Source organism: Actinoallomurus sp. CA-150999, from assembly GCF_050942425.1.
Classification (GTDB): domain Bacteria; phylum Actinomycetota; class Actinomycetes; order Streptosporangiales; family Streptosporangiaceae; genus Actinoallomurus.
The window spans coordinates 11,070,340-11,095,891 of the sequence record NZ_CP192063.1; the positions used below are offsets into that span (position 1 = coordinate 11,070,340).

Annotated in this window: 19 protein-coding genes and 1 pseudogene; 4 read left to right on the forward strand and 16 right to left on the reverse strand. The window is 69.3% G+C overall.

From position 1 onward, the window contains the following. The first annotated feature begins 1 nt into the window (after nucleotide 1). Nucleotides 2-265: a CRISPR-associated endonuclease Cas2 gene (gene cas2 / locus ACQP2O_RS51255; RefSeq protein WP_433177399.1), complete on the forward strand. Its 264-nt coding sequence runs from the start codon at nucleotides 2-4 to the stop codon at nucleotides 263-265. 2,057 nt (nucleotides 266-2,322) lie between these two features. Here the strand turns inward: cas2 and ACQP2O_RS51260 are convergent. The 3 genes from ACQP2O_RS51260 to ACQP2O_RS51270 form a co-directional block, all read right to left on the reverse strand. After that, complete coding sequence (locus ACQP2O_RS51260) at nucleotides 2,323-3,027, reverse strand: DUF2637 domain-containing protein (RefSeq protein ID WP_433177407.1); 705 nt, start codon at nucleotides 3,025-3,027, stop codon at nucleotides 2,323-2,325. A gap of 197 nt (nucleotides 3,028-3,224) precedes the next feature. Then, nucleotides 3,225-4,676: a recombinase family protein gene (locus tag ACQP2O_RS51265; protein WP_433177409.1), complete on the reverse strand. Its 1,452-nt coding sequence runs from the start codon at nucleotides 4,674-4,676 to the stop codon at nucleotides 3,225-3,227. A 255-nt stretch (nucleotides 4,677-4,931) separates the two neighbouring features. Continuing rightward, entirely contained in the window at nucleotides 4,932-5,306 is a 375-nt protein-coding gene (locus tag ACQP2O_RS51270) for a hypothetical protein (protein WP_433177411.1), read from the reverse strand. A gap of 201 nt (nucleotides 5,307-5,507) precedes the next feature. Between ACQP2O_RS51270 and ACQP2O_RS51275 the strand changes: the two genes are divergently transcribed. Continuing rightward, on the forward strand, nucleotides 5,508-6,803 hold the full coding sequence (locus ACQP2O_RS51275) for an FUSC family protein (protein ID WP_433177413.1): 1,296 nt from the start codon (nucleotides 5,508-5,510) through the stop codon (nucleotides 6,801-6,803). A 122-nt stretch (nucleotides 6,804-6,925) separates the two neighbouring features. On the opposite strand, the gene ACQP2O_RS51280 is transcribed toward ACQP2O_RS51275, so the two are convergent. Beyond that, a complete protein-coding gene (locus tag ACQP2O_RS51280) occupies nucleotides 6,926-8,620 on the reverse strand; it encodes a PucR family transcriptional regulator (RefSeq protein WP_433177415.1) in 1,695 nt (564 codons plus the stop codon). Nucleotides 8,621-8,936: 316 nt separating this feature from the next. Between ACQP2O_RS51280 and ACQP2O_RS51285 the strand changes: the two genes are divergently transcribed. Continuing rightward, complete coding sequence (locus tag ACQP2O_RS51285; RefSeq protein ID WP_433177417.1) at nucleotides 8,937-11,660, forward strand: LuxR C-terminal-related transcriptional regulator; 2,724 nt, start codon at nucleotides 8,937-8,939, stop codon at nucleotides 11,658-11,660. Between the two features lie 40 nt (nucleotides 11,661-11,700). Here ACQP2O_RS51285 and ACQP2O_RS51290 read toward each other — a convergent pair whose 3' ends face one another. From ACQP2O_RS51290 to ACQP2O_RS51325, 8 genes are all read right to left on the reverse strand, one after another. Then, complete coding sequence (locus ACQP2O_RS51290) at nucleotides 11,701-13,290, reverse strand: FAD-dependent oxidoreductase (RefSeq protein WP_433177419.1); 1,590 nt, start codon at nucleotides 13,288-13,290, stop codon at nucleotides 11,701-11,703. Beyond that, nucleotides 13,274-13,660, reverse strand: a complete 387-nt coding sequence (trxA, locus tag ACQP2O_RS51295; RefSeq protein ID WP_433177421.1) for a thioredoxin — start codon at nucleotides 13,658-13,660, stop codon at nucleotides 13,274-13,276. Before trxA ends, ACQP2O_RS51290 begins: the two co-directional genes overlap by 17 nt. A 49-nt stretch (nucleotides 13,661-13,709) precedes the next feature. Beyond that, nucleotides 13,710-16,295 (reverse strand): ATP-dependent chaperone ClpB, encoded by a 2,586-nt coding sequence (gene clpB / locus ACQP2O_RS51300; RefSeq protein ID WP_433177423.1) that lies wholly within the window; start codon nucleotides 16,293-16,295, stop codon nucleotides 13,710-13,712. After that, entirely contained in the window at nucleotides 16,286-16,600 is a 315-nt protein-coding gene (locus ACQP2O_RS51305) for a chaperone modulator CbpM (RefSeq protein ID WP_433177425.1), read from the reverse strand. The genes clpB and ACQP2O_RS51305 overlap by 10 nt, the downstream gene beginning before the upstream one ends. A 7-nt stretch (nucleotides 16,601-16,607) precedes the next feature. Continuing rightward, nucleotides 16,608-17,609, reverse strand: a complete 1,002-nt coding sequence (locus tag ACQP2O_RS51310; RefSeq protein WP_433177427.1) for a DnaJ C-terminal domain-containing protein — start codon at nucleotides 17,607-17,609, stop codon at nucleotides 16,608-16,610. Further along, nucleotides 17,593-18,081, reverse strand: a complete 489-nt coding sequence (locus tag ACQP2O_RS51315; protein ID WP_433177429.1) for a nucleotide exchange factor GrpE — start codon at nucleotides 18,079-18,081, stop codon at nucleotides 17,593-17,595. Before ACQP2O_RS51315 ends, ACQP2O_RS51310 begins: the two co-directional genes overlap by 17 nt. Beyond that, entirely contained in the window at nucleotides 18,074-20,002 is a 1,929-nt protein-coding gene (dnaK, locus tag ACQP2O_RS51320) for a molecular chaperone DnaK (RefSeq protein WP_433177431.1), read from the reverse strand. Before dnaK ends, ACQP2O_RS51315 begins: the two co-directional genes overlap by 8 nt. A 558-nt stretch (nucleotides 20,003-20,560) precedes the next feature. Further along, a complete protein-coding gene (locus ACQP2O_RS51325; protein WP_433177433.1) occupies nucleotides 20,561-21,010 on the reverse strand; it encodes a DUF1931 family protein in 450 nt (149 codons plus the stop codon). Between the two features lie 348 nt (nucleotides 21,011-21,358). Here ACQP2O_RS51325 and ACQP2O_RS51330 point away from each other — a divergent pair, with 348 nt between their 5' ends. After that, a complete protein-coding gene (locus ACQP2O_RS51330) occupies nucleotides 21,359-21,790 on the forward strand; it encodes a DUF2267 domain-containing protein (protein ID WP_433177434.1) in 432 nt (143 codons plus the stop codon). Here ACQP2O_RS51330 and ACQP2O_RS51335 read toward each other — a convergent pair. The 4 genes and pseudogenes from ACQP2O_RS51335 to ACQP2O_RS51350 form a co-directional block, all read right to left on the reverse strand. Beyond that, nucleotides 21,787-21,993 (reverse strand): hypothetical protein, encoded by a 207-nt coding sequence (locus ACQP2O_RS51335; RefSeq protein ID WP_433177435.1) that lies wholly within the window; start codon nucleotides 21,991-21,993, stop codon nucleotides 21,787-21,789. The two genes, ACQP2O_RS51330 and ACQP2O_RS51335, sit on opposite strands and share 4 nt — an antisense overlap. Nucleotides 21,994-22,194: 201 nt before the next feature. Further along, the gene (locus ACQP2O_RS51340; RefSeq protein WP_433177437.1) at nucleotides 22,195-23,772 is read right to left on the reverse strand and encodes a Na+/H+ antiporter; all 1,578 of its coding nucleotides are present in this window, start codon (nucleotides 23,770-23,772) and stop codon (nucleotides 22,195-22,197) included. A 137-nt stretch (nucleotides 23,773-23,909) separates the two neighbouring features. Further along, a pseudogene (gene rnhA / locus ACQP2O_RS51345) lies at nucleotides 23,910-24,323 on the reverse strand (ribonuclease HI); the annotation flags it as partial. 373 nt (nucleotides 24,324-24,696) lie between these two features. After that, the gene (locus ACQP2O_RS51350) at nucleotides 24,697-25,401 is read right to left on the reverse strand and encodes a DUF2637 domain-containing protein (RefSeq protein WP_433177439.1); all 705 of its coding nucleotides are present in this window, start codon (nucleotides 25,399-25,401) and stop codon (nucleotides 24,697-24,699) included. Nucleotides 25,402-25,552: the final 151 nt, after the last annotated feature.

A 25,552-nucleotide genomic window follows, 5' to 3' on the forward strand; every position in this document is an offset into this window, starting at 1 on the left:
CGTGTACGTCGTGGTCGTCTACGACACCGCAGCTGAGCGCAATCCAAAGATCTTGAGAACCTGCCGACAGTACCTGCACCACGTCCAACGCAGCGTCTTCGAAGGACAACTCAGCCCAGCACAGCTCCGGCGGTTCCAAAACGCCGTCTCGGCGGCCCTGGACCTCTCCTACGACAGCATAATCGTCTATACGTTTCCGCCCGGAGCCGTCCCACAACGCCTGGCCTGGGGAGCAACCGAGCCCGAACCCACCGATATCCTCTAGAGGAACCCGCTTCTTGAACCGTCCATAGAGTCTGAGACTTCAGCGCCGCACCGGCCCGGCGTACACAACCGTAGGTCTGCTGAAATATCAGCCCCAGCAGGCGCGCACAAGTTCGCGTCGACCTGCGGCTTTACCGTTGGATGTCGCCCCTGCGAGGGGTCGCAACGCCGATCACCTACCCAGCGGACTACACGCCGCGTTCGGTGATGTCGCCCCTGCGAGGGGTCGCAACGCCTGGGTGATGTCGTGTTCGGTGAACATTTCCATCGCGTCCTCATCGACCCTGCCAGGGGTCTCAACATGAGGTACCGCCATGAGGTGCCGTCGTGACGAGGGAGTCCTCATCGCCCCTGCGAGGGGTCGCAACAACACGAACCGGTAGAGCGTCTGCGCGGCCGCCCGGGTCCTCATCGACCCTGCGAGGGGTCGCAACATCCGGTGCCAGATGCACATCTGCGCGACGTCGTAGTCCTCATCGACCCTGCGAGGGGTCGCAACTCGACGCTGATCTTCCCTTGGGTAATTCCCCCCTCTGGTCCTCATCGACCCTGCGAGGGGCCGCAACACCGGAGCGCCGATTGCAAGGCTCCTGGCCAGCTGTGTCCTCATCGACCCTGCGAGGGGTCGCAACATCGCGGCCACCGAGGTATGGCGCGAGGTCATGGACCGGTCCTCATCGCCCCTGCGAGGGGTCGCAACACTGGGTCATCGTCGGCGGCGAGTCCGGCCCGCGCGCCCGTCCTCATCGCCCCTGCGAGGGGTCGCAACGTCTCCTTCTGTGGCTGCCCGCCGCCGGCAAGCTGGTCCTCATCGACCCTGCGAGGGGTCGCAACATCGCAACCGCTCCCGGTTCGGCCGCCAAGCCAACCGAGTCCTCATCGACCCTGCGAGGGGTCGCAACAGAATCTGCCGATAGGTCTCGCGCCAGACCCGATCGGGTCCTCATCGACCCTGCGAGGGGTCGCAACAGCCGCCGCAAAAGCGCCATGGCGAGCAGAGCGGGTGTCCTCATCGACCCTGCGAGGGGTCGCAACTTCCTGCTCGGCAAGGACGCCTGGGGCAAGCTCGACGTGTCCTCATCGACCCTCCGAGGGGTCGCAACATCGTGTGCCGGGACGCGACCGGAAGCGTGACGTTCCCGGGTCCTCATCGACCCTGCGAGGGGTCGCAACAGATCCGCGACGGGCAAAGACTGCTCCGCCCCTACCGTGTCGTCATCGCCCCTGCGAGGGATCGCAACATCATCCGTACCAGCAGGACGGCGCCGATGATGGTCTCGTCCTCATCGACCCTGCGAGGGGTCGCAACCGTACGGCGCGGGGCCGGCTGCTGTCCGGACCACGCGGTCCTCATCGACCCTACGAGGGGTCGCAACACGCTGTACGACACCCTCATGGCCGTGAAGCGGATGGAGTCCTCATCGACCCTGCGAGGGGTCGCGAGGGGCCGTCTGGGGACCATCCCCGCGCGGGCGCGGGGCCGACTTGTTCCGGCCCTGCTCGTAGCGCTTGATGCTGGACCATCCCCGCGGGCGCGGGGGCGACGCGGCAATCGCGATGATGACCAAGCCGATGGGGAGACCATCCCCGCGGACGCGGGGCCGACCCTTACCGGCGCCGCCGGTGGGCTTGGGGCGGGAACCATCCCCGCGGGCGTGGGGCCGACGGTCTGTCCGCGGGTCTGCTCGTGGCCTTGGGCGAACCATCCCCGCGGGCGCGGGGCCGACAGCCTCCCTCTGGCGATAGTCCTCGATCGCCATCGAACCATCCCCGCGGGCGCGGGGCCGACGCGAGCGGGCCGGGCCCCCAGGTTTTTCCGCCCGAACCATCCCCGCGGGCGCGGGGCCGACCTCGCCGTCGCCGTCGCGCAGACGACCGTGCCGGAACCATCCCCGCAGGCGCCCGCGGGGATGGTTCGGTCTTCTGGATCGCCGCCCAGTTCTCGACGTGGTCGGCCCCGCGCCCGTGGGGATGGTTCCCGATTTCGCCGTTGCCCGTGGGTCCGTGGTCCGTCGGCCCCGCCCCCGCAGGGATCGTTCATACTTAACGATCACCGCGTCAGATGGACGAGCCATCAGATGTGGGAAGCAGAGCGAGCGCACCGGCAAGGCCGGCATTCTTGACCAGACGCCCCCACCGGGCACTCCGATTAAAGCGTTTTCCGATGACTGCTCCCCCGGGCAGCTCACCGTTCTCAGCACGATAGGCCAAGGCCCAATGCCATGCCTCCCGCTGTAGGCCCCTTCGGAGGTCAAGCACGCCCGAGGCGTCATCTCCGTACGCCTCCGGCACAGACTCGCCCGCCACAGTTTCCGGCCCCGCACTTTCTGCCTCGGAGTCGGCTGGTCCGGCTGGATCCAACAGGCGCATCCGTAGCTGGTCCTGGAGAAGGTGATAGGCACCGACGAAGGCGAACGAGGGCCACGCGGCGATCACACGGCCGGCCACCGTGGGCTCGGCGACCTCGACATTTGCTGCCAGGCTCGCCAGGCTTCCGACGATGAGCAGCGTCCACGGCAGCCACGGGACGCTGACACCGGCCCTGCCGGCCAGCAGCACGGACATCGATGATGCTACGACCATCCCGTCGACGCTGAGCGGGATCAGCGTCGCGTTCAGCGACGTCTCACCGTGGCGGAGGGCGAGTTCGTGCATGTGGCCGAAGCTCACCACCGCCGCGATCAGCGCCAGGAATACCACGCTGACCGTGGTCGTCCGGCGAATGCACAGGTCAGCCGCGCACCGCGAGGAATGATGCTGCATCGCGGTCACCGCCGACGGAGGGGGAGGTCGGCGGGAAGGATCATGGGCCCCGGGGTCCAGTCTCGGACACACAGTTTGTACATGTCCGGCCGTATCCGGGCATGACGAAGCGCCATCGCGTGCCCGGCCTTCGGCTGGGCACACGAGCGTAGGTACCGCCTCAGGTTCCTCCTTCCGGCGCTGCGGCGGCTCGAGTGTCAAGGTGCGTGGTCGACGGTGATCTTCACTCCCTCCCAAGCGTCTGCCCGCAGGCTGCGGGTTTCGGGGTCATAGGTCAGCGTGATCGTCTCCGCCCGCAAGTGGCCGATGACGTCAGCGGTATTGGGCGGTCCGCATGCGGGATCCGGCCCGACCAGGAGGATGTACAGCGCCGGCAGGTGCGCCAGGACGCATTCCTCGCGGATGTAGAGGTTCTTCGGCCGCTCGGCGTCTGCTTTGGAAGCACTGGTGCGGCCGTGCCGACAGCGGTACGCCGCCCGGTTGTTCGACCAGCACGACTCCATGCGACGCCCGCAGGTCCCGCACCGCAGCAGCCCCGCCAACCGGTAACAGCGATCCGGATCGGGACTGCCTCGCGGAGCACGGATGCTCTGCACCGCGACGAAGTCGGCTTCACTGACCAGAGCCGGGTGCGCGGGCCGGGCGGAGATCACCCAGCCATCGGGCAGGTTCCACCGCTGCACCTGCCGATGCCCCAGCCCGGTGTTGGCCGGATCGATCAGATCATGGTCGGTGGGTTGGCGGTTCCACACCTGCCGCCCCGTGTAACGGGGGTTGGCCAAGATGCTCCGCACCGTCGTGTGCGTCCACTCCCGCCCCGTTCGGTGGGCGTTTCGCTTCGGATCGGCCGCCGACGGGCACGGGATCTCCGCGTCATTCAGCGCCCGGGCGATCCGGGCGACGCTGTGCCCGGCCAGCCGCTGAGCGAAGATCCACTTCACGATAGGCGCCGTCTCCGGGTCCGGTTCCAGCCGGTGAGCCCGCCGTCCCCAGGCCGCGTGTGCCCGGTTCGGATGCGGGCCTGCGTCCGCCAGCCGGTAGCCGTAGGGTGGCCGGCCGCCCAGATACCGGCCCTGCTCTCGAGCCTGGGTGGCCATCGCCGTGGTCACCCGGATCCGGGTCCGAGTGATCTCCCGCTTTGACTGGATGCCCAGAGACGTCATCAGTTGCTCGTGGTCTTCGGCTGCAAAGTCGATCCGGCCGCCGGCCTCCGGCATCCACAACTGCACACCATAATGCTCGAACAACGGCACCATCAGACTGAACTGATTGCCATAAAACGCCCGCTCGTACTCCCCCACCACGATCGCGTCGAACGCGCGATCCGGGTCCGCCATCGCCGCCACCAACGCCGCGGATTCCGGCCGCCGCGCCCACGGAAGCACCCGGCTCTGCCCCACGTCGAAGAACTCCGCCACAATCCGGCCGTATCCGCCGACCAGCGCGCTGGCCTGAGCCCGCTGCCGCGCCCACGAGGTTTCCGGATCTTGACGGTCCTCCGTCGACACCCGCCCGTAAAAAGCGAACCGCAGTCCGCCCATACGTGACTCCGCCACCGGCCGATTTCCCGAGCGCTCAACCCAGGCCAACAGCATGTCGCTGCCCGTGTCCCCACCCGTCTCCAGCGGTACAGTCCGCACAGTCGGCATGGCCAGCCCTCCTGCCACAGCCGGAATAATTCGATTTCCAGCATGCAACACGTCCACGATTCACAAATGGCGAACAGCGAAGTTATCCGCATCCCGCGGTCAATCCATGGGGCCCGAATTGCTAAATTTCAATCATCTTAAGCATTCGAAGTGCCATTATGCTATACGTACGAATATGCCGACTTTCTCGCTGTAACGCCGGCGACTGTCGCGAGTGATGCCGACGAGCTGATCCCGGCATGCTACGGCTGAGGCTCACTCGACCGGGTCGGCACCGGACCAGATCGTCTCGAAGGCGTAGATGAGGCACTGGGCCAGGGCGGGATGCTCGATGACGATGTTGGTCGTGGACGCCGAGCCCGCCACCGGATCGCGCAGGGATATCACGACGCGGGTGCCGTCGACGATCCACATCCGCATGAGCACGCCGAGGGCGGCCCGTACCCCCTCTCCCGGCGCGGTGTACCGACGGATGTCGGCGAGGAGGTCCGGTTCGTCGAAGGCGGCGCGTTCGTAGATGCACCGCACGCCTCCGCCCGACCGGGTGAGCCGCCGGATCGTGGCCAGGCCAGCGGTGTTGTCGTCCATGACGTGTGGGAGTTTGGCGACCGCGAAGATCTCCCGCAGCACCTCGGCCTGATCGTCGGCGAGGGTACCAAGGAGATCCAGCGCAATGGGATCGCACGTCAGCTCATCAGGAGAGGCGGCCTCGACGCCTGAACGGCCGCTGTCCGGCGCTCCGGGTCGTCGACCAACAGTGGCCTGACCGAGGCGGCACGACTACACGATGTGAGGATGTGGCCGTGCGGGGGCGCCACGACCATGGTGTGCATGCGTGGCTCGTGGCTAGGCCATCGCGGCGCACTCGCCGACTGGGAGGTACGGGTTACCGAACGCCTCGCACGACTGCGGCCGGTGCCGATCCGAGCCCGCTCGACCGTGGTGGAGATCGTCCGGCTCACCGTGACGGCAATCGTGGCCTATCTGTTCGCGTCGATGGTCCTGAGGAACCCGAGGCCGGTGCTCGCCCCGCTCACCGCTCTCCTCGTGCTCCGGGCGTCCACGTACCAGACCCTCCGTAGCGCTTCGAAACGCGTCATCAGCGTGGTGGCCGGTGTGCTCGTCGCGGTGGCTCTCGTGGAGATCCTGGGATTCACCTGGTGGAGCCTGGGTGTGGCGATCGGATCGTCGCTCGTGTTCGGCCACCTCCTGCGCCTGGGCGATCACATTCTGGAGGTCCCGATCAGCGCGATGCTCATCCTGTCGCTGGACACGAGCGTCGCCGCGCACGAACGGGTCGTCGACACCCTCATCGGCGCGGGCACGGGCCTGTTGGCGGGGTTCGTCACCTCCCCCGTACGGCTGGAGCCGGCGGAAGAGGCGATCGAGGAGCTCGGCCGGCGCCTGGCGGACGAACTGGAGCGGATGGCCGGCGGCCTCAAGGAGCAGCCGAGCCACGACGTGGTCGTCGGATGGCTCAGACGGACCCGGGAACTGGACCGTGAGATCCATCACGTGGATCGGGCCCTGGAAGAGGCCGAGGAGAGCCTCATGCTCAACCCGCGCGCGCTGCGCGTCCGCCGCGGGGTCACACTGCGCAGCGGCCTGGAAACGCTCGAGCACACGGCGGTCATCGTCCGGGCGATCGCGCGCTCGCTCGTCGACCATACCCGCCGTGCCGACCGCGACGATCCGATGTGGGACGAGCGCGTACGCGGCGACCTCGCGGCGGCGCTGTGCGAACTGGCCGCAGGGGTGCGGACGTACGGGCGTCTGGTACGGCGGAACGTCGATGAGGATTTCACGCGTCTGGTACCCGAACTGGAGCGGCGTCTCTCCGCTGCCGGCCGGCGGCGTAACCGGCTCGCTCATCTTCTGCGCACGGACGCGGCCGACTGGCATCTTCACGGCGAGCTGGTGGCGCATCTCGACAGGCTCATCGACGAACTACTGCCCGAGCACCTTATGCGAGCGCGCCGGCGCCGAGGGACCGGACGCCTGCGGCATCCGTTCCGGAGTGTCGTCCGGAAGCCGTACCACATGAGGCCTCCTCGTACGGCGTCCGGGAGGCGGAGCCCGGAGGAGCCGGGAACGAAGGTCCGGTCGGGTCGATCGCACCGCCAGTAGGTGCCCTTCAGAGCGGATCTCGGAGATTGAGACCGAGCGGCATGATCCGTGAACGACCCGCGTTCCCGGCGCCGGGGCGGGCAGGCGGGCGCCGGGACCCACACCGGGCCCGTGGGACGGGTTCACCGGTCCGGTTCGGCGCGCAGGGCCCTGAGGACCTGCCAGGCGCGTGTGGCCAGCTGAAGGTTGAAGCAGACGTCCGGGTCGCCGAGGTCGTGCCCGGAGATCTCGCTGATCCGATGAATCCGGTACTTGAGGGTGCTCCGGTGGATCGCCAGGGCCGTAGTGGTGGCCGTATACCCGCGGCCGTATTGGAGGTAACGGCTCAAGGTCGGTACCAGGGCCGTTCCCCGGTCATCGTCGTAGTCGAGCAGGGCGCCCAGCCATTCGCGTACGAACCGTTCGACACCCGTTTGATCTTCGATCTCCGTGAGCAACCGGTAGGCGCCGAGGCGGTCGAACTCGACGATGTGCGCCTCATACCCGGAAACGGACTGGAGCCGCAGCGCCATCTGGGCCTCGTGGCAGGAACGCGAGAAGTACGCCGGTTCTCTGTACTCTCCGCCGACACCGATCCGGCAGTCTCCGCCGCCGAGCCCGCGACGGATCGCCGTGCGGAAGTGTGACCATGACCGGTCGGCGTCCGAGAAGACGACGATGTCCCGGCTGCGGAGGGCGACCAGCGAGCCGACGCCGGTGTCGTGCGCCGCGTTCCTTACAGCCCGCAGAAACTCCTCGTCGGCCGTGTCAGAGGAGCTCGCCGCTACCACGACGGCCCGATGCGGGCGCCTCAGGTCATACCCGAGCGCCTCGGCCCGCGCCAGTACGGCCCTCAGGTCCGCGCCGGAGATCAGTCCGTCGACCAGTTCATCGCTGAGATGCCGGTCGGCCGCCGCGAGCTTGTTCAGATGGACGAGCTGGGCCGTTAGCACGGTCGCGGCCTGTTGGAGAGCACTGAACTCCGACCGGCCGGCGCCGCCATCGGGGTCGAGAAGGACGAGGGCGCCCAGCACGTGCCCGCTCGGGCCCGCCGGCATGATGACTCTGTCGCGACGCCGGATCGGCCAGGCGGCCCGGGCGGCCGTCCGCAGCACCTCCTCTCGGGAGGCGTGTTCCTCTTCGGGGTAGGGGTCCGGCCGGCCGGAACCGGCCCACGCGCGAAGGTTCCCCTGGCGGTCTTCGACCGCGATCGAGTAACCGGTGAGTTCGTGCAGAGCCTCGGCGATGCCGGCCGGCCCCGCTCCCGCCGCGGCCACCGTCATGAGGCGCTCGTGGATGTCGGTCTCGCACTCCAGCGCGGCGACGGTCTCGGCCAGCGCCGTGTTGGCGATGCGCAGCTGCTCCGCGTCGGCGCGCTGGCAGACGCGCCGGCGCGCATGAGCGATCGCGATCCCGGCCTGCTGGGCCAAGATCCGCATCAGGAACTGAGCGTCGGACGAGGGCTCCTTGGCCGCGCCGACCACGAGGTAGCCCAGGTGGTCGTCGAGGCTGCGCAGTGGATAGGCCCACGCCCAGCCCTCGCCCGGTACGGCGACCGGGCCGCCCGCCGCCGTGAGCACCGCGAGCTGCACCTCGAGATCATCATGAGCGCGGCCTTCGGCGACGGCGTCGCGGACGTCATGCCAGCCGATGTCGATGAGAAAGGCGCCGTGGGAGCGGCAGCGCCCCAATGTGGGGACCGACGTCACGGCCAGGTCGAGGATGTGGCCCTGATCATCTGTCTCGGCCATCACCATGGACAGGACGAGCAGCGAGCGCACTCCGGAGACCTGATCCCATCGTGCCAGGCCGGCGGGAGGATCTGGGAGGACGGCCATCTCTACCCCCGCGAGGCCGTCCGTGCCGGATCGGCGACGTGCCCTTGGTGACCGGGCCTGGTCGCGGAGCGGAACGTGCCTTTACCTGCCATTTTCTCCCCATCAAAGATACGGGTGGCGGCCGGCGCGGCCATCCTGGGGGGACCATTCGACCGGCCCGGGCCTGCCCCAACAGGACAAGGTCGTGCCTTCATGACCGGCCGGGGCGGCCGATATTCGGTCCTGCCATGACCTGGTTTTCGTCAGATCCGCGCCGCAACCTGGTCTTATGGCCACTGTGCCGTCACACACCGAGGCACCTAGTCGCGGAATCGTGATGCGCGGCCGCGAACGCGTGTGGTGCGCCGTAACGGATCTCCTCGGGTCCGGGCAGGCCGGGCGGTCCGGCATTCTGCTCATCGAGGGCGAGTCCGGGATGGGGAAGAGCTTCCTGCTCACGGCCGCGGTGCGGGCGGCCGCGGCGCGAGGCTTCACGCCGGTGACCGCCGAGTCCCGGGAGTTCGGGCGGCCGGCGCCGCTGGAGCCGCTGCTCTCCGCAGTCGGCGGCCTGAACGTCCTCGACGGCGACGGGCCGGTCGATCAGCAGCCGTGGATGATCGAACGGCTCCGGTCGCTCCTGGGCGAACGCGCCCGTACGAGTCCGGTGCTCGTGAGCCTGGATGACCTGCAGTGGGCGGATCCGGCCGTGCTGGGGGCGATTCCCGTCCTGTCGCGGTGCCCCGCACCCAATCCGGTCGTGTGGCTGCTGGCCCGCTGCACCAGCGAGCGCTCGATCGACGCCGGCCGCCTGTTCGATCTGCTGGAGCACGACGGCGCGACCCGGTTCGCGATCGCGCCGCTCGACGACACCGCCGTCGGAAAGGTTACGACGGATGTGCTGGGCGCCGTCCCCGACCCCGACCTTCTGGCGCTGGCGTCCGAGGCGGAAGGCGATCCGGCCCTGCTGACCGGACTGCTGACCGGAGCCCTGGAGGAGGGAGTGATCCACGTCGCGGACGGGCACGCCCGGCTCAGGACCGTACGGCTCCCGGGCCGAGTCCAGGATGATGTGAGGCGCCGCCTGGACCGTGTCGGTCCCGCGACACGTCACCTGCTGACCGTCGCCGCGACCATCGGGCGGTCGTTCTCTCCCGAGGACGCGGCCGAGGTGCTCGGCACGACACCGGCCGCGCTCCTGCCCCGGCTCGACGAGGCGCTCGCCGGAGGACTGATCGTCGCCGCTGCGGACACGCTCGCGTTCCGGAACGGCCTGGTGTGGCGGGTCATCGCGGACGCCGTCCCGGCCCCCATCCGGCGGGCGCTGCATCGGCAGATCGGTGATCTCCTGATCTCGCGGGGCGGGACGGCGTCGCTGCCCGCTGTCTCACACCTATTGCGGGGCGTCCGCCCGAGTGACGCCCAAGCGCTGACGGCTCTCGACCAGGCGATCGCCGAGATGTTCCCCACCTCCCCGCGAGCGGTGGCGGCCCTTGCCACGTATCTCCTCGGGCTGACCGACTCCATGGAGCCGGCCTGGCCGGCCCGGACCCTGACGGCGGTTCAGGCGCTCACCGCGGCGGGCCGGCTGGAGGAGGCCGCGGACCTCGCCGACTCGGCGCTCACCCGGCCGTTGCCTCGGGCCTCGTATGCACGACTGCGCTGTCTGCGGTCCGGGCTCCTGTACCTGAAGGGCCGGGCGGCGGAGGCGACCGCCGTTCTCGCACACGACGGCCTGCCCCTCGAGCTACGTGACGAGGCCGAACCGGCATTGCTCGATGCGCAGGCCGGGAGGGGCGACGACACGAGCGTCCACGCGGACCGGATCGTGTCCGCGACGGACGAGCACGGCGACACCTTGATCACCGGTGCCCTGATCAGGCAGGCGCTGGCAGATTGGGGTTCGGGACGGCTGACCGACGGGCTGTGCCTCGCCGGGGAAGCCGTACGACAGGCGAAGTCCGCGAGTGCACGACGCCTCCACCCGCAGTTGATCCTGGCGATGCTGCTGATCGACGTCCGCCGGCTGGACGAGGCTCGGGCGGCGCTGGGGAGTGCGAGGGAGGACGCCGAAACGGCCGGGCATCTGGCCTGGGCGGCGGCGCCAGCCGTCCTTCGAGCCCGTCTCCACCTTGCCGAGGGCCGGTTCGACGAAGCCGTCGCCGAGGCCGGCGTGGCGGCCACCGGCGAACTGGGCCTGCACGTACTGACGTCATCCGCGCTGGCGGTCCTGGCCACGGCGACGCTACGAGCCGGCGATCTCACCGCCGCCGGCCGGTATGCCGAGACGGAGCGGCCCGCGTTGTCCCAGTACGGATCGCCCTACGCGGAGGACCGGTTCCGCCTCGTCAAGGCCCAGGTCAACGTCGCCAGAGAAGGGCCCGCGACGGCGGCTGCGACGGTCGTGCGGCTCTGCGACGAACTCGCGACACACTGCTGGACGGTGGTCGGTGAGCCGACGGCGGCACCGTGGCTCGTGCGGACGGCCCTCGCCCTGGGTGACCGGACGCGTGCCGAGAAGGTGGTCGCGGTGATGGACCGGCTGGCCGGTGACCACCCCCTCTTCACGAGTGTCGGCGTCACCGCTGCGCACGCGCGAGGTCTGCTCGACCGCGACTGGGCGGCCCTGCGGCGAGCCTCCTCAGAGCATGCCGACCCGTGGGCCCGCGCCTCGGCGGCGGAGGACCTGGGGAGCTTGAGCACGGGCGATGACGCCGAACTGTGCAGGGAGGCCGTCGCCAGCCTGGACGCGGCGCTCGCGGGCTATTCGGACCTCGGTGCCGACTACGACGCGGCTCGGGTCCGCCGTCGGCTGAGGCGGCTGGGAGTACGACGCCGGCACTGGAGCCAGGCCGACCGACCCGCCTCGGGCTGGGCCAGCCTGACCGACACGGAGCGCAGCGTCTCCGCGCTCGTCGCCCAGGGCCTCACCAACCGACAGGTCGCCGATCAGCTGTTCATGAGCGCGCACACGGTCGCCTTCCACCTGCGGCACATCTTCCGCAAGTTGGACATCGCCTCACGGGTCGAGCTGACCCGGCTCGCCATGGAGGCCGGCAACTGAGCACTGGCCGGACACGCGTGGCCCGCCGGGACGCGCCGGATCATCCGCGGAGGCGCTCGTGGACGAGCCGGACCGCCATCGCGCCGTCGCCGACGGCCGAGGCGACCCGCTTGATGGATCCGCTTCTGACGTCACCCACCGCGAACACACCCGGGAGGTCGGTCTCCAGCGGCAGCCTGTCTCCGCCGGTGCGGATGAAGCCCTTATCATCGAGGCCGACCTGCCCCGCGAGCCAGGAGACGCAGGGATCGGCGCCGATGAAGATGAACAGGCTCCGGGCGTCGTGGACATGGCGGTCGCCGGTCCGGCGGTTCTCGACGACGACCGCCTCGAGCACGTACTCGCCGATCAACTCGCGCACCTCGGTGCTGAGGCGGACCTCGATGTTCGGGGAGTGCTCGATCCGGTCGATCAGGTAACGCGACATGCTCGTGCCGAGGTCGTCGCTGCGGACGAACAGCCTGACCCGGTCCGCCCGCCTGGCGAGGAACAACGCCGCCTGACCGGCCGAGTTACCGCCGCCGACGATCGCGATGGGCTGGCGGGCGCACAACTGCGCCTCGACCTCGGTGGCCGCGTAGTAGACGCCGTTCGCCTCGAACCGGTCCAGGCGCGGCACGTCGAGCCGGCGATAGCGGGCGCCGGTGGCCACCACGACCGTACGGGCGCGGACCCGGCCGCCGTCGGCGAGCCGGACGGCGTACCGTCCGTCGTGCACTTCCAGTGCGGCGGCCTCGGCGGGCACGCGGAGCCGCGCGCCGAACTTCTCGGCCTGGATGACCGCGCGCTCGGCCAGTTCGCCGCCGGAGATCCCGGAGGGAAAGCCGAGGTAGTTCTCGATGCGGGAGGACGTCCCGGCCTGCCCGCCGGTGGCGATCGCGTCGAGGATGACCGTCCCCAATCCCTCCGACGCACCGTACACGGCCGTGGCCAGCCCTGCGGGACCGGCGCCGACGATCAGGAGTTCGGCGACGTCCCCGTCCGGCGTCGGGGCCGGCAGGCCGATGAGGCGGGCGAGTTCGGCGTTGCCCGGGTTGCGCAGCATGTGCTCGCCGCCCCAGATCACGATCGGCGTCTCCTCGGGCCTGATGCCCAGCCGTTCCAGGGCCTTCTCCGCCTCGGTGTCCTCCTCCAGGTCGATCCACCGGTGCGGGAGCCGGTTGCGCGCCGCGAAGTCGCGCAACCGCCGGGTGTCGGGGGAGAACCGCGAGCCGATGATGCGGAGCCCGGCGCCCAGTTCGATCAGCAGCGAGCGCCGGATGAAGTAGGCGCGCAGGATCAGGTCCCCGAGGACGACGTCCCGGGCGACCATCTGGCGCAGGCGGTCCACCGGGATCCGCAGGACCGCGCCGGGCTGGTCGACCACGCAGCCGACCAGCGCGGCCTGCCCCGTGAGCAGGCTGAGCTCGCCGAGGAACCGGCCGGGGCCGTGGACCCGGATCACTTCGTCGCCGTCCAGCACCGCCACGGTGCCCTCCATGACCACGAAGAAGTCGTAGTCACGGTCGCCCTGCCGGAACAGCACGTCGCCCTCGCGGGTCGGTAGCTGTTCTCCGAACACTGACAGGTGTTCGATCTGCTTCGGGTCCAGGCGCGGCCACGCACCGTGCAGATCAGGAGTCTCCTGCAAGGGCCTTCTCCACCCACGAACGCAGGACCGGGGCCGGGGCTGCGCCCGCCTGCCGGTCGATCACTTTTCCGTCACGCAGCAGGAGCAGAGTCGGGACGGCCTGTACGGCGAACCGCTCCTGGAGCTTCGGAGCCCGGTCGACGTCGACCTTCACGAGCTTGATCCGGCCGGCCATCTCGTGGGCGAGTTGTTCGAGCGCCGGGCTGACCATGCGGCAGGGGCCGCACCAGGTCGCCCACAGATCGACCACCACGGGAATCGAGGCGCGCTCGGCGACGTCGGCGAAGTCGTCGTCGCCGGCGTCGGCGATCCACGGGAGCTGCCGATGGCAGTTGCCGCAGCGAGGGCTGCCGTCGGCCACCGCCGGCACGCGGTTCTTCTTACCGCAATGCGGACACGGGACGATCATCGCTTTCCTCTCACGGGTTGTCGTAGGAGATCACCAGTTCGTCGTTCTCCAGGCCCACGTGGATGGTCGCGCCGTCGAGGATCTCCCCGGACAGCAGCGCCCGCCCGATCCGGGTCTCGACCTCACGGGCGATGAAGCGCCGCAGCGGCCGGGCGCCGTACACGGGGTCGAAGCCCTGCCGGGCGATGTACGCGTCCGCCTCGGGCGTCACCTCCAGGGTCATCCGGCGATCCGCGAGGCGGGCCCGCAGGTCGTTGAACATCAGGTCGACGATTTGCTCGATCTCACGCTGCGTCAGCGGCTTGAACAGCACGATGTCGTCGACGCGGTTGAGGAACTCCGGACGGAAGTGGCCGCGCAGCGCGCCCATGACGGACTCACGGGCGTCGGGCTTCATCTCGCCCTCCGCGGTGACACCGTCGAGCAGGAAGGCCGAGCCGATGTTGGACGTCATGATAAGCACGGTGTTACGGAAATCGACGGTGCGACCCTGGGCGTCGGTGAGCCGGCCGTCGTCGAGGACCTGCAGCAGCGTGTTGAAGACGTCGGTGTGCGCCTTCTCGATCTCGTCGAGGAGCACGACGGAGTACGGCTTGCGCCGCACGGCCTCGGTGAGCTGGCCGCCCTCCTCGTAGCCGACGTATCCGGGCGGTGCGCCGACCAGGCGGCTCACGGTGTGCCGTTCCTGGTACTCGCTCATGTCGAGCCGGACCATGTTCTCCTCGGTGTCGAACAGCGCCTCGGCGAGCGTCTTGGCCAGCTCCGTCTTCCCGACCCCGGTCGGGCCGAGGAAGATGAACGAGCCGATCGGGCGGCGCGGGTCCTTGATCCCGGCGCGGGCCCGGATGATCGCGTCGCTGACGGCCTGCACGGCCTCGTCCTGGCCGATGACGCGTTCGTGCAGGACCTCGTCGAGCCGGAGCAGCTTCTCCCGCTCGCCCTCCTTCAGCCGGCTCACCGGGATGCCGGTCCAGCGGGCCACGATCTCGGCGATCTCGTCCTCGGTCACGACCTCGCGCAGCAGCCGCCGTCCGCCCTGCCTGTCGGCCAGCCGCTCCTCTTCGGCCTGCAGCTTCCGCTCGAGTTCCGGCAGTCGGCCGTGGCGCAGCTCGGCGGCCCGGTCGAGGTCGTAGTTCCGCTCGGCGTGCTCGGCCTCCCGGCGGACGCGTTCGATCTCCGACCGCAGCTCCTGGACCTTGCGCAGCGCCTGCCGCTCGGCCTCCCACTGGGCCCGCATCGCGTCGGCCTCGGCCCGCAGGTCGGCCAGTTCCTTGCGCAGATCCTCCAGGCGCGCCTCGCTGGCCGGATCCTCCTCCTTCGCCAGGGCCGCCTCCTCGATCTCCAGGCGCATCACTCGGCGGGTGAGCTCGTCGAGCTCGGCGGGCATCGAGTCGATCTCGGTGCGCAGCTTCGCGCACGCCTCGTCCACCAGATCGATGGCCTTGTCCGGCAGGAACCGGTCGGAGATGTACCGGTGGCTGAGCGTCACCGCGGCGACGATCGAGGAGTCCTGGATCTTGACGCCGTGGTAGACCTCCAGGCGTTCGCGCAGGCCGCGGAGGATCGAGATGGCGTCCTCGACCGACGGCTCATCGACCATGACGGGCTGGAAGCGGCGTTCAAGGGCGGCGTCCTTCTCGATGTGCTTGCGGTACTCCTGGATGGTGGTGGCGCCGATCATGTGCAGCTCGCCGCGGGCCAGCATCGGCTTGAGCATGTTGCCCGCGTCCATGGCACCCTCGGCGGCGCCCGCGCCGACGACGGTGTGCAGCTCGTCGACGAACAGCAGGATCCGCCCTTCGGCGGCCTTGACCTCGCTCAGCACGGCGTTGAGGCGCTCCTCGAACTCCCCCCGGTACTTCGCGCCGGCCACCAGCGAGCCCATGTCGAGCTGGAACACCGTCTTGTCCCGCAGGCCCTCAGGGACGTCGCCCTGGTCGATGCGCTGGGCGAGCCCTTCGACGATCGCGGTCTTGCCGACCCCCGGGTCGCCGACGAGCACGGGATTGTTCTTGGTCTTCCGGGACAGGATCTGGACGACACGGCGGATCTCACCGTCCCGGCCGATGACCGGGTCCAGCCTGCCGGACTTCGCCTCGGCCACCAGGTCCCGGCCGTACTTCTCCAGAGCCTCGTACGCGGCCTCCGGCATGGACGAGGTCACCCGCTGGCTGCCGCGGACCTTGGTCAGCGCCTGGAGGAACTGATCGCGGCTCACGCCCTTGATCAGCCCGTCCTCGATGAGGGCCAGGACCAGGTGCTCGACGGAGACGTACTCGTCCTTCAGCCGTTTGGCCTCCCGTTCGGCCGTGTCGAGCAGGCGGGAGAGCCGCTGCGTCACGTAGACCTGGCCCGGCGCGGCGCCCGGGCCGGTGACCCGGGGACGCTTGTTCAGCTTGGACTCGATCTCGGAGCGCAGGAGGTCGATGTTCGCGCCGGCCTGCTCCAGCAGGCGGGGCGCCAGCCCCTCCGCCTGGTCGAGCAGGGCGAGCAGGAGGTGCTCGGCGTCCACCTCGGTGTGCCCGAAGCGCAGCGCCTTGGTCTGCGCGTCGTGCAGGGCCTCTGAGGACTTCTCGGTCAGTCGGTTCACGTCCATGGTCGAACTCCGGAACGTCGGTGAGCGAATTGCCGTTGGGCCGCCTCCAGCGCGGCGATGCGTTCGAGCAGGTCGCACACGAGGCCGACCGCCGCCCAGTTGAGCGAGAACCCGGCGCGGAGCCGCTGGACCCGCGCGAGGGCGGCGAGTTGGTCGCGGAAGAACCACAGCCTCCCTGACGCGTCGCGGTCGGCGTCGAGAATGCCCAGCGTGACGAGGCGGCGGACCAGCTCGGGATGGACGTGGGCGTCGCGCGCGAACGTCTCCAGATCGAGCCGTGCGGGCCGTACGAGCGCGTATCTCATCCCCTCATCACCGCCTCCTCGGGTCGAACGAAGACGTGGCGGCCAGTTCCTGGAAGAGCCGTCTCTCCTCAGGGGTCGGCTTGGGCGGGACCATGATCTGGACCTCGGCGAACAGGTCCCCGGGCGTTCCGCGCGGGTTGGGCAGGCCGCGGCCGCGCAGCCGGAGCCGCTTGCCGCTCGACGTGCCGCCCGGCACCCTGACCTTCGCCTCGCCGCCCGGCGTGTCGATCGGGACGCTCGTGCCGAGCGCCGCCTCCCACGGGGTGAGCGGCAGGCGGACGTAGATGTCCCGTCCTTCGACGCGGTACCGCGGATGCGGTTGGATCCGGACGATGAGGTACAGGTCGCCCGCCTGTCCGCCGTCGCCGCCGCGACCGCCCTGCCCGGCGAGCCGGATCCGCTGGCCGTCGGTGACTCCGGCGGGAATGTTCACGTCGATGGTCCGCTGCCCGTCGCCCCCGGAGAGGGTGAGCGTGCGGCGCCCGCCGCGATAGGCCTCCTCGACGGTGAGCTCGATCTCGGTCTCCTGGTCGGCGCCGGGGACCGGGCCCCAGTCGAAACCGCCCGCGCGGCGTCCCCGCCCGGCACGTCCCCGCCCGGCACGTCCCGCGCGGCCGCCGAAGATGCTCCCGAACAGGTCCTCGAGGTCGACTTCCTCGGCGCCCTCGCCGAAGCCGCCTCCGAAACCGCCGCCGAACCCGCCGGTCCCGGCGCCGGCGCGCGCCCGCCCGCCGGCCCCGGCGCGGGCCCGCGCCCAGGTCTCCGGGTCGACGTCCGGTGGCACCCTCCGGAAGTCCTCGCCGAAGGCGTCGTAGCGCTTGCGCTGCTCGGGGTCGGACAGGACGGCGTACGCCTCGGAGGCCTCCTTGAAGCGGTCCTCCGCGCCGGGGTCCTTGTTGACGTCGGGATGGTGCTTCCGGGCGATTTTGCGGTACGCCCGCTGGATCTCGTCCTGGCCCGCGTTCCTGGGCACTCCGAGGATCTCGTAGAAGTCACGGGCCGGTGCCATCGGGCTGCCGTCCCTTCGAGACCACGACCTGTGCCGGGCGCAGCTGGTCCTCGCCGTGACCGTAACCGGCCCGCGTCACGTGCACGACGGTCCCCTCCGGAGCGTCGTCGTCGTGCACCGTGGCCACCGCCTCGTGGCGGGTCGGGTCGAACAGCCGTCCCGTGTCGTCCTGCCGCGGGAAGCCGAGCCGGGCGAGCACCTCCAGGGCCTGGTCGCGTACGGCCCGTACCCCATCGAGAAGGACGTCGGGCTCCGCGCCGGCGTGCTCGATCGCCCGCTCGAGGTTGTCCACGATCGGCAGCCACGCGGCGGCCGTTCTGGCCCGCTCGCCCGAGCGCTGCCGCTCGGCGTCGCGCGCCGCCCGCTTGCGGAAGTTGTCGAGGTCCGCGAGGGCACGCTTCCAGCGGTCCTCCAGCTCGGCGATCTTCGTCGCCGAACCCATGTCCTCCTCCTCCGGCCGCATGTCACTCATCGGTGGTGAACTCCGCGTCGATCACGTCGTCGTCGCCTCCCGCGGGCCCGCCCGCGGAGGGTCCGCCGCCCGGCTGCGGGCCGCCAGGCCCGCCGGCCTGCGGACCGGCCGGACCCTGGCCGGCGCCGGCCGCCGCCGTGGCGAGGCCGTAGTAGACCTGCTGGAGCTCGGCGGTGAGGGTCCGGAGCCGCTCGACCGGTGCCTCCTCCTTGATCGCCTGACGGGCGTCGCCCACGAGCATCTCCGCCCGCGCCTTTTCGTGCGCCGGCGCGGCCTCGCCCAGCTCCTGGAGCCGCTTCTCGACCTGGTAGGCGATCGAGTCCAGCTCATTGCGGGCGTCGACCATCTCGCGGAGGCGCTCGTCCTCGGAGCGGTGCTCCTCGGCGTCCCGGATCATCCGCTCGATCTCGGACTGGTCGAGGTTGGTGGTCTCGCTGATGGTGACGGTCTGCTCGACGCCGGTGTCCTTGTCCCGCGCGGAGACGTTGAGGATTCCGTTGGCGTCGATGTCGAAGGTCACCTCGATCTGCGGCACGCCGCGCGGGGCGGGCCGGATGTTCTCGAGCCGGAACCTCGCCAGGACCCGGTTGTCGGCGGCGCGTTCGCGCTCGCCCTGGAGGACGACGACGTCCACCGCGGTCTGGTTGTCCTCGGCGGTGCTGAATACCTCCGTACGGCGAGCCGGGATCGTCGTGTTCTTCTCGATGATCTTGGTCATGACGCCGCCGAGCGTCTCCAGGCCGAGCGACAGCGGGGTGACGTCGAGCAGAACGACGTCCTCCACCTCGCCCTTGATGACACCGGCCTGGGCGGCAGCCCCCAGCGCGACGACCTCGTCCGGGTTGACCGTCATGTTGGGGTCCTTGCCGCCGGTCAGCCTGCGTACGAGCTCCTGTACGGCCGGGATGCGGGTGGACCCGCCGACGAGGATGACCTCGTCGATGTCGTTGGCGGTGACCTTGGCGTCGGCCATGGCCGTCTGCACCGGGCCCTTGGTGCGCTCGATGAGGTCGCCGGTGATCTGCTCGAAGGTCGAGCGCATCAGCGTGGTGTTCAGGTGCTTGGGACCCGTTGCGTCCGCGGTGATGAAGGGCAGGCTGATCGTCGTCTGGGTGACCGAGGACAGCTCGACCTTGGCCTTCTCCGCCGCCTCGAACAGCCGCTGCAACGCCTGCGGATCCCGGCGCAGGTCGATGCCGTTGTCCCGCTGGAACTCATCGGCGAGATGATCAACGATCCGGCGGTCGAAGTCGTCGCCGCCGAGATGACCGTCACCGGAGGTCGACAGCACCTCCACGACCCCTTCGCCGATGCTGAGCAGGCTCACGTCGAACGTGCCGCCGCCCAGGTCGAAGATCAGCACCGTCTCGTTCGCGCCCTTGTCCAGCCCGTAGGCCAAGGCGGCCGCGGTCGGCTCATTGATGATCCGCAGGACCTCCAGTCCAGCGATCTTCCCGGCGTCCCTCGTGGCCTGCCGCTGAGCGTCGTTGAAGTAGGCGGGGACCGTGATGACCGCCTCGGTCACCCGCTCCCCGAGGAACTTGCCGGCGTCGTCGACGAGCTTGCGCAGCACCAGCGCGGAGATCTCCTCCGGCGCGTACAGCTTGCCCCGGACGTCGAACCGGACCGCCCCGTCCGGGCCGGCCGCCACGTCGAACGACACCGCGTTGATCTCGCTGGACACCTCGTCGTACCGGCGGCCGATGAAGCGCTTGGCCGAGTAGATGGTGCCTTTGGGGTTCAGGATCGCCTGCCGGCGGGCGATCTGCCCGACCAGGCGTTCCCCCTCTTCGGTGAAGGCCACCACGGACGGAGTCGTACGCGATCCCTCGGCGTTGGGGATCACGGTGGGGTGCCCGTCCTCGGTCGTGGCGATGACCGAGTTCGTGGTGCCGAGGTCGATTCCGACTGCCTTAGCCATGCCTTCCTCCTGGCCGGATCCGGCAGCGCCCACGCGTTCGGCCTGACGCCGAGGCCGGCTCCATCGCTCAGTCTGAGATCTCTATCCGCTGCTGTTTCTCCGATTGCAGTGCCATTGGCCTCCTCCCTGCGTCAAAAGGGGCTTCACTCTCAAGCTCATCGTTTTGGCGGGCCGTCACATCCTCAGTCTTGGTAGTCATGGCGACCGGCCTTACGCCATGTCGTGAGGAGAGTGATCACACCGAGCGCCGCCACCAGGGCGATCCATCGGGCAGGACCGTGTAGAGGTGCTGCTGCTCTTCCGTGGGCCGCGGAACGTACCCACTGGAGAACAACTGGAGCTGCCAGGCCGACCCGGTGAGCAGGTAGGTGAGCGCGGTCGCGATCCCAGGGGCGGAATCCCACAGCGCGTGCGGGACCGAGACCCACAGGTACGTGATCAGTACAGCCCACCACGTTTTTGAGGCTCACGTCGTACGGGCAATCGCTCCTCTGATCGTGTAGCGGACCGAGCGCGGCGCGTGCGCCCGGTCCTGTGCCTTCAGACCCGGCCCTGTGCCTAGAGCAGGAGATCGAACACGCGGGCAACCCGTTCCCAGTGCTCGGTATGCGGGTTCTTCACCTTCGAGTCGATCAGCTTGAAGGCGCGGGCGAGCGCCACGGTCAGCCCGCCCGCGATGTCGGGCAGCCCTTCCTCGGTCTCATCCGCGACCGCCAAGTCGAACGGCGGATGCCTCGCGAGCCGCTCCAGCAGGGATTGGAGTTCTACCTCCTCGTCGAGCTTGCGGAACTCATGGATGCTCTCCTGCAGGCCCTTTGTCACAGGCAGATCGTGCGGCTGTATGACATCGCGGCCGTTCGACCTCGCGTGCGCCTGACCTATGAGAAGCAGGTCGTGGATCTTGCCGTCGACGAAGTCGTCGTAGCGCTTGAGGTCGTCCTTGTCGACGTTCAGGCTCGCCGCGGCTCGGAAGAGACGCTGAAACTGCGGTATGCCGGTCGGGGGCATGCGGTACCACCTCCCACTATCGAGGGTGGCCCGGCGAGTCCTCGCCCGGCATCCCGCATTCGGGTAGGTCGAAGACCCGTCCATCACGGACGGGTTCGTCGCGCGGACCGGCCGGCCTTGGGGCGACCGGGAGCGGGAATGGTGGTGCTCGTGGGTTCCAAAATTCGTGCAAAAGAGGCGGTCGGGCGTGGTTGCCGCCGCAGGGCCGGGGGACGTGAGGCAGGGACCTGACGGGATCGCCTCTCGGTCGCCACGGCTTCGCGGACGGCCGGGCCGCCCGCGCGTCGGTGGAGGACACCGCCGCCGTTGACTCATCTTTCGTACGCGACATGAGACGGAGGCGCTGCAATGGTCGAGACGGGATACCAATCCTTCGATACCACCGTGGACAAGACGAATCGCATCCTGCGGCAGATCGAGGATGCCTACGGCTGGCCAAAGGAACGTCGTAACCAGTCCTACGCCGCCTTGCGTGCGGTACTTCATGCTCTGCGTGACCGATTGACGGTGGACGAGACCGCCCATTTCGCCGCGCAGCTTCCGATGTTGGTCCGTGGACTTTATTACGACGGGTGGGATCCGAGTCGGGTGCCGAAGAAGATGCACAGAGACGACTTCCTGGACCAGATACGAGGGGAGATGCCGCCGTACGAGGTCGAGGGCGGCCTGGACGGACTGGTGCGCACGGTGGCGCAGGCGATCAGGCTCTACGTCTCCGACGGAGAGTGGGAGGATGTCAAGGCGGAAATGCCGAAAGACCTCGCCACCATGCTGCCTTAGGGCGGTGCCGTCATCGGGCGGCTCGCCCCGAGCCCCGTTGCGACGATGGTGACCTCCAGGCCGTCCAGGATCCAGACGGTGCCCAGACCCACTACCACCATCCAGTGCCAGCGTGACCACGGCAGCCGGTCCAGGCGGTAGGGGATGTCGGTGCGGATCGTGCCTGTCTGAACACCGCGCACGATGATCCCTTCGACGAGCATGCCTCCTCCGGGGTGTCTGTCCGTCGAGTCCGTGGCCGGAACCCTCCCGGTCAAGGCAGCGTTCCGGTTTGAGGACGCCTTGACCGGCACGGCGATTCGGATACTCCTCGCAGGGCCGTGCCTGTCATGGCCTTACCGGCGCAGGCCCGACGCCAGCCGGCCATGCGCGGAAGCCAGTCCGGCGGCTTCCTGGCGAATCGGTTAATCGACGTCCTTGTGGACGTCGGGATCCTCCAGGTCGAGCCAGCGGTCCACGGTCCGCATGACGTCCGCACTGACCCTGCCTTTGCGGTAGAGGCGGCGCAGCTTCTCCCGTTGTGTCCGCACCAGCTCACGGCGGAGGACCACGGAGTCGGCGGTGCCTTCTTCCGGCTCTTCGTCGAGTTCGGCGCGCAGCCGTTCGAGGCGGTCCTCATAGAGCCGGCGGTAGGCCCTGGCGGTGCGTTCGTCGACCTCGCAGTTCTCGATGAGCTCGTCAAGACGCGCCAGTGCGGCCTCCAGGACCGTTCTGCGCGCGTCCAGCAACTCGATGCGAAGACGGTCGGACTCGGCAAGGCCGAGCCGGCGCAGCAGGAGAGGCAACGTCGTGGCCTGCCCGATCAGGGTGATGAAGACGACTGCGGCGATCAGGAAGATCCGCTCACCGTGTCTCCCCGGCGCCAGGCCGGGCACGGTCGTCGGCAGGGACAGCACGATCGCCAGGGAGATCGCGCCGCGCATGCCGCTCCACCCGATGGCCAGTCGCTCGCGCCATGGCAGGTGGTCGAAGGTGAAATGTCGACCGGGTAGATACCGGGAGAGCGGGAAGACGAGCAGCGTCCACGCCAGCCGCAGCACGACGATGGCGGCGGCGACCACCACCGCGCCGAGGACCGCCCGCGACCACGACCGGCCTGACAGCTCATGAAGGATGGCGCGGATCTGGAGGCCGAGCAGCACGAACAGTGCCGATTCCAGCACGAAGACCAGCACCCGCCAGAACAACTGCCCGGGCAGCCGGGACGCCGGTTGTAGCACGCCTTCGCCCCGGGTGCCGAGATAGAAGCCCGCGGCGACGGCGGCGAGGACCCCGGAGAAGCCGACCCGGTCGGCCGGTACGAACGCGAGGTACGGAGTCAGCAGGGACATGATGATCTGGCTGCTGGGATCGCGGATCCGGCGGCGCAGGCGGGCGACGACGACGCCCACCACGAGCCCGTACGCGACGCCGCCGACGACGACCTCGGCCGTCCGCGCGACGCCGTGAGCGAAGGAGAACGGCCTCGTCAGCGATTCCACGGCCAGCCCGAAGGCGGTCAGCGCGACTCCGTCATTGATAAGGCTCTCACCCTCGACGATGGTCACGATCCGCGGGGGCGCATTGAGACGTTTCATGATCGAGATCGCCGCGACCGGGTCGGTGGGAGCGACCGCTGCGCCAAGGGCGATGGCCGCCGCCCAGCCCAGGCCGGAAACGGTCCAGCGCATCGCCGCGGCGGCGGCGAAGGTGGTCACCGCTGTCAGCCCAACGGCGAGCGTGATGATCGGCACCGCATCCGCCCTCATCTCACGGGGCGCGGTGAAGAACGCCGCATGATAGATGAGCGGCGGGAGAAAGCCGAGCAGTACCACGCCGGGCGGTACCTCCGTCTCGGGCATGCCCGGCAGGAACCCGGCCATTCCACCAAGGATCACCAGAAGGATCGCCTCGGGCATCCCCATCCAGGCGGACAGCGCACGGGACAGCAGCACCACGACCGCGATGGCCAGGCCGACGACGAACAGGGACGCGGGGTCCATGATCGCGGTCGTTCCCCGAAACAGCCGGTCCAGCCCATGGCGGTGAAGAAGGGCGGTCCGAACTGGTCTCCCCCGCAGGCGATCAGATCGTCACGATCGCGCCTCGGGGTCGTCAGGAGACGGTGGTCACCTGACCGTCGTCCGGTGGTGGCCAGGGCGTCGGCCAGTTCGTTGCCCGGATCGCCGGCGTGACCGCGCACCCACAGCCATTCCACTTGGTGACGCGCGCCGGCTGTTTCGAGCCGCCGCCACAGGTCGGCGTTCTTCACCGGCTGCTTGGCCGCCGTCATCCAGCCGTTGGCGCGCCAGCGCGGAACCCACTCGGTGATGCCCCGCCGCAGGTACTGGCTATCGGTGTGCAGTCGCGCGAGCGCTGGACGGGTCAGGCTCTCCAGCGCGCGGCATGCCGCCAGCAGCTCCATCCGATTGTTGGTGGTCTCCGCCGGTTCGCCACCCCAGATCTCCTTATGGTGGGGGCCGTACCGCAGCACCACGCCCCATCCTCCCGGTCCGGGGTTGGGCACGCAGCCGCCGTCGGTGTAGATGTCCACCGGTGGTCGATCACCGTCGACGGCAGAAGCCAGTCGCGGCACCGCCAAAGGTGGAACCGGCGTCACCAAGACCTGCTGGCCGCTGACAGCCCCGCCGTGGTTCTAGCACGGTCCCCCACCGGTCGCCACCGTGCAGGGCTGGCCCGAGCGGGTTGGCCGGCCGCACTGCACGGCAGGATCGTGAACATGGCACAACCCGGACGGCCGCGCGCGCCGTTCGGACACGGCTTCCCCTGTTTCGTCATGGCCGAGCACTTCGCCATGACCGCGACCGTACGTACTCCTCCCGCCAGGCGCGACATGATCGTGTCCCGGTCGTGGAATCCGCTTCCAGCTCTACCGCCCCGATCTTTAGTGGTGGTCGGGACCGCGGCTAGACCGACGAGCTGTCAGCCGCGTGAGGCGGGGCGAGCGCACCGGCAAGGCCAGCGTTCTTGACCAGACGCCCCCAGCGGGGACTCCGATTAAAGCGTTTCGCGATGACCGCTCCCCCGGGCAACCGACCGTTCTCCGCCCGGTTGGCCAGGGCCCACTTCCAGGCTTCCCGCTGCAGATTCCTGCGAAGATCAGGCACTTCCGAGACATCGTCTCCAGGACCTTCCGGCACAGACTCCCCCGCCGCTGGTTCAGGCTCCGCATCATCTACGACCGAGTCGTCTTGTCCGCCCGGATCCGACAGACGGCTCCGTAGCTGGCCCTGCAGGAGGTGATAGGCCCCGACGAAGGCGAACGAGGGCCACGCAGCGATCACCCGGCCGACCACCGTGGGTTCTGCGACCTCGACGTTGGCGGCGAGGCTCGCCAGACTCCCGACGATCAGAAGCGTCCACGGCAGCCATGGGACGTTGATACCGGTCCTGCCCGCCAACAGCACCGACATCGATGACGCAACCACCATCCCGTCGACACTGAGTGGAATCAGCGTCGCGTTCAACGACGTCTCACCGTGCCGGAGCGCGAGTTCGTGCATGTGACCAAAACTCACCACCGCCGCGATCAGCGCGAGGAACACCACGCTAACTGTGGTGATTCGGCGAATGCACAGGTCAGCCGCGCCCTGCGAGGTAAAATTCCTCATGCGGGTCACCGCCGACGGAGGGGGAGGTCGGCAGGGAGGATCATGGGCCCCGGGGTCCAGTCACCCCTCGGACACACAGTTTGTACATGTCCGATCGTTTCCGGGCATGACGGAGTGCAATCGCGTGCCCGGCCTCCGGCTGGGCACCGAA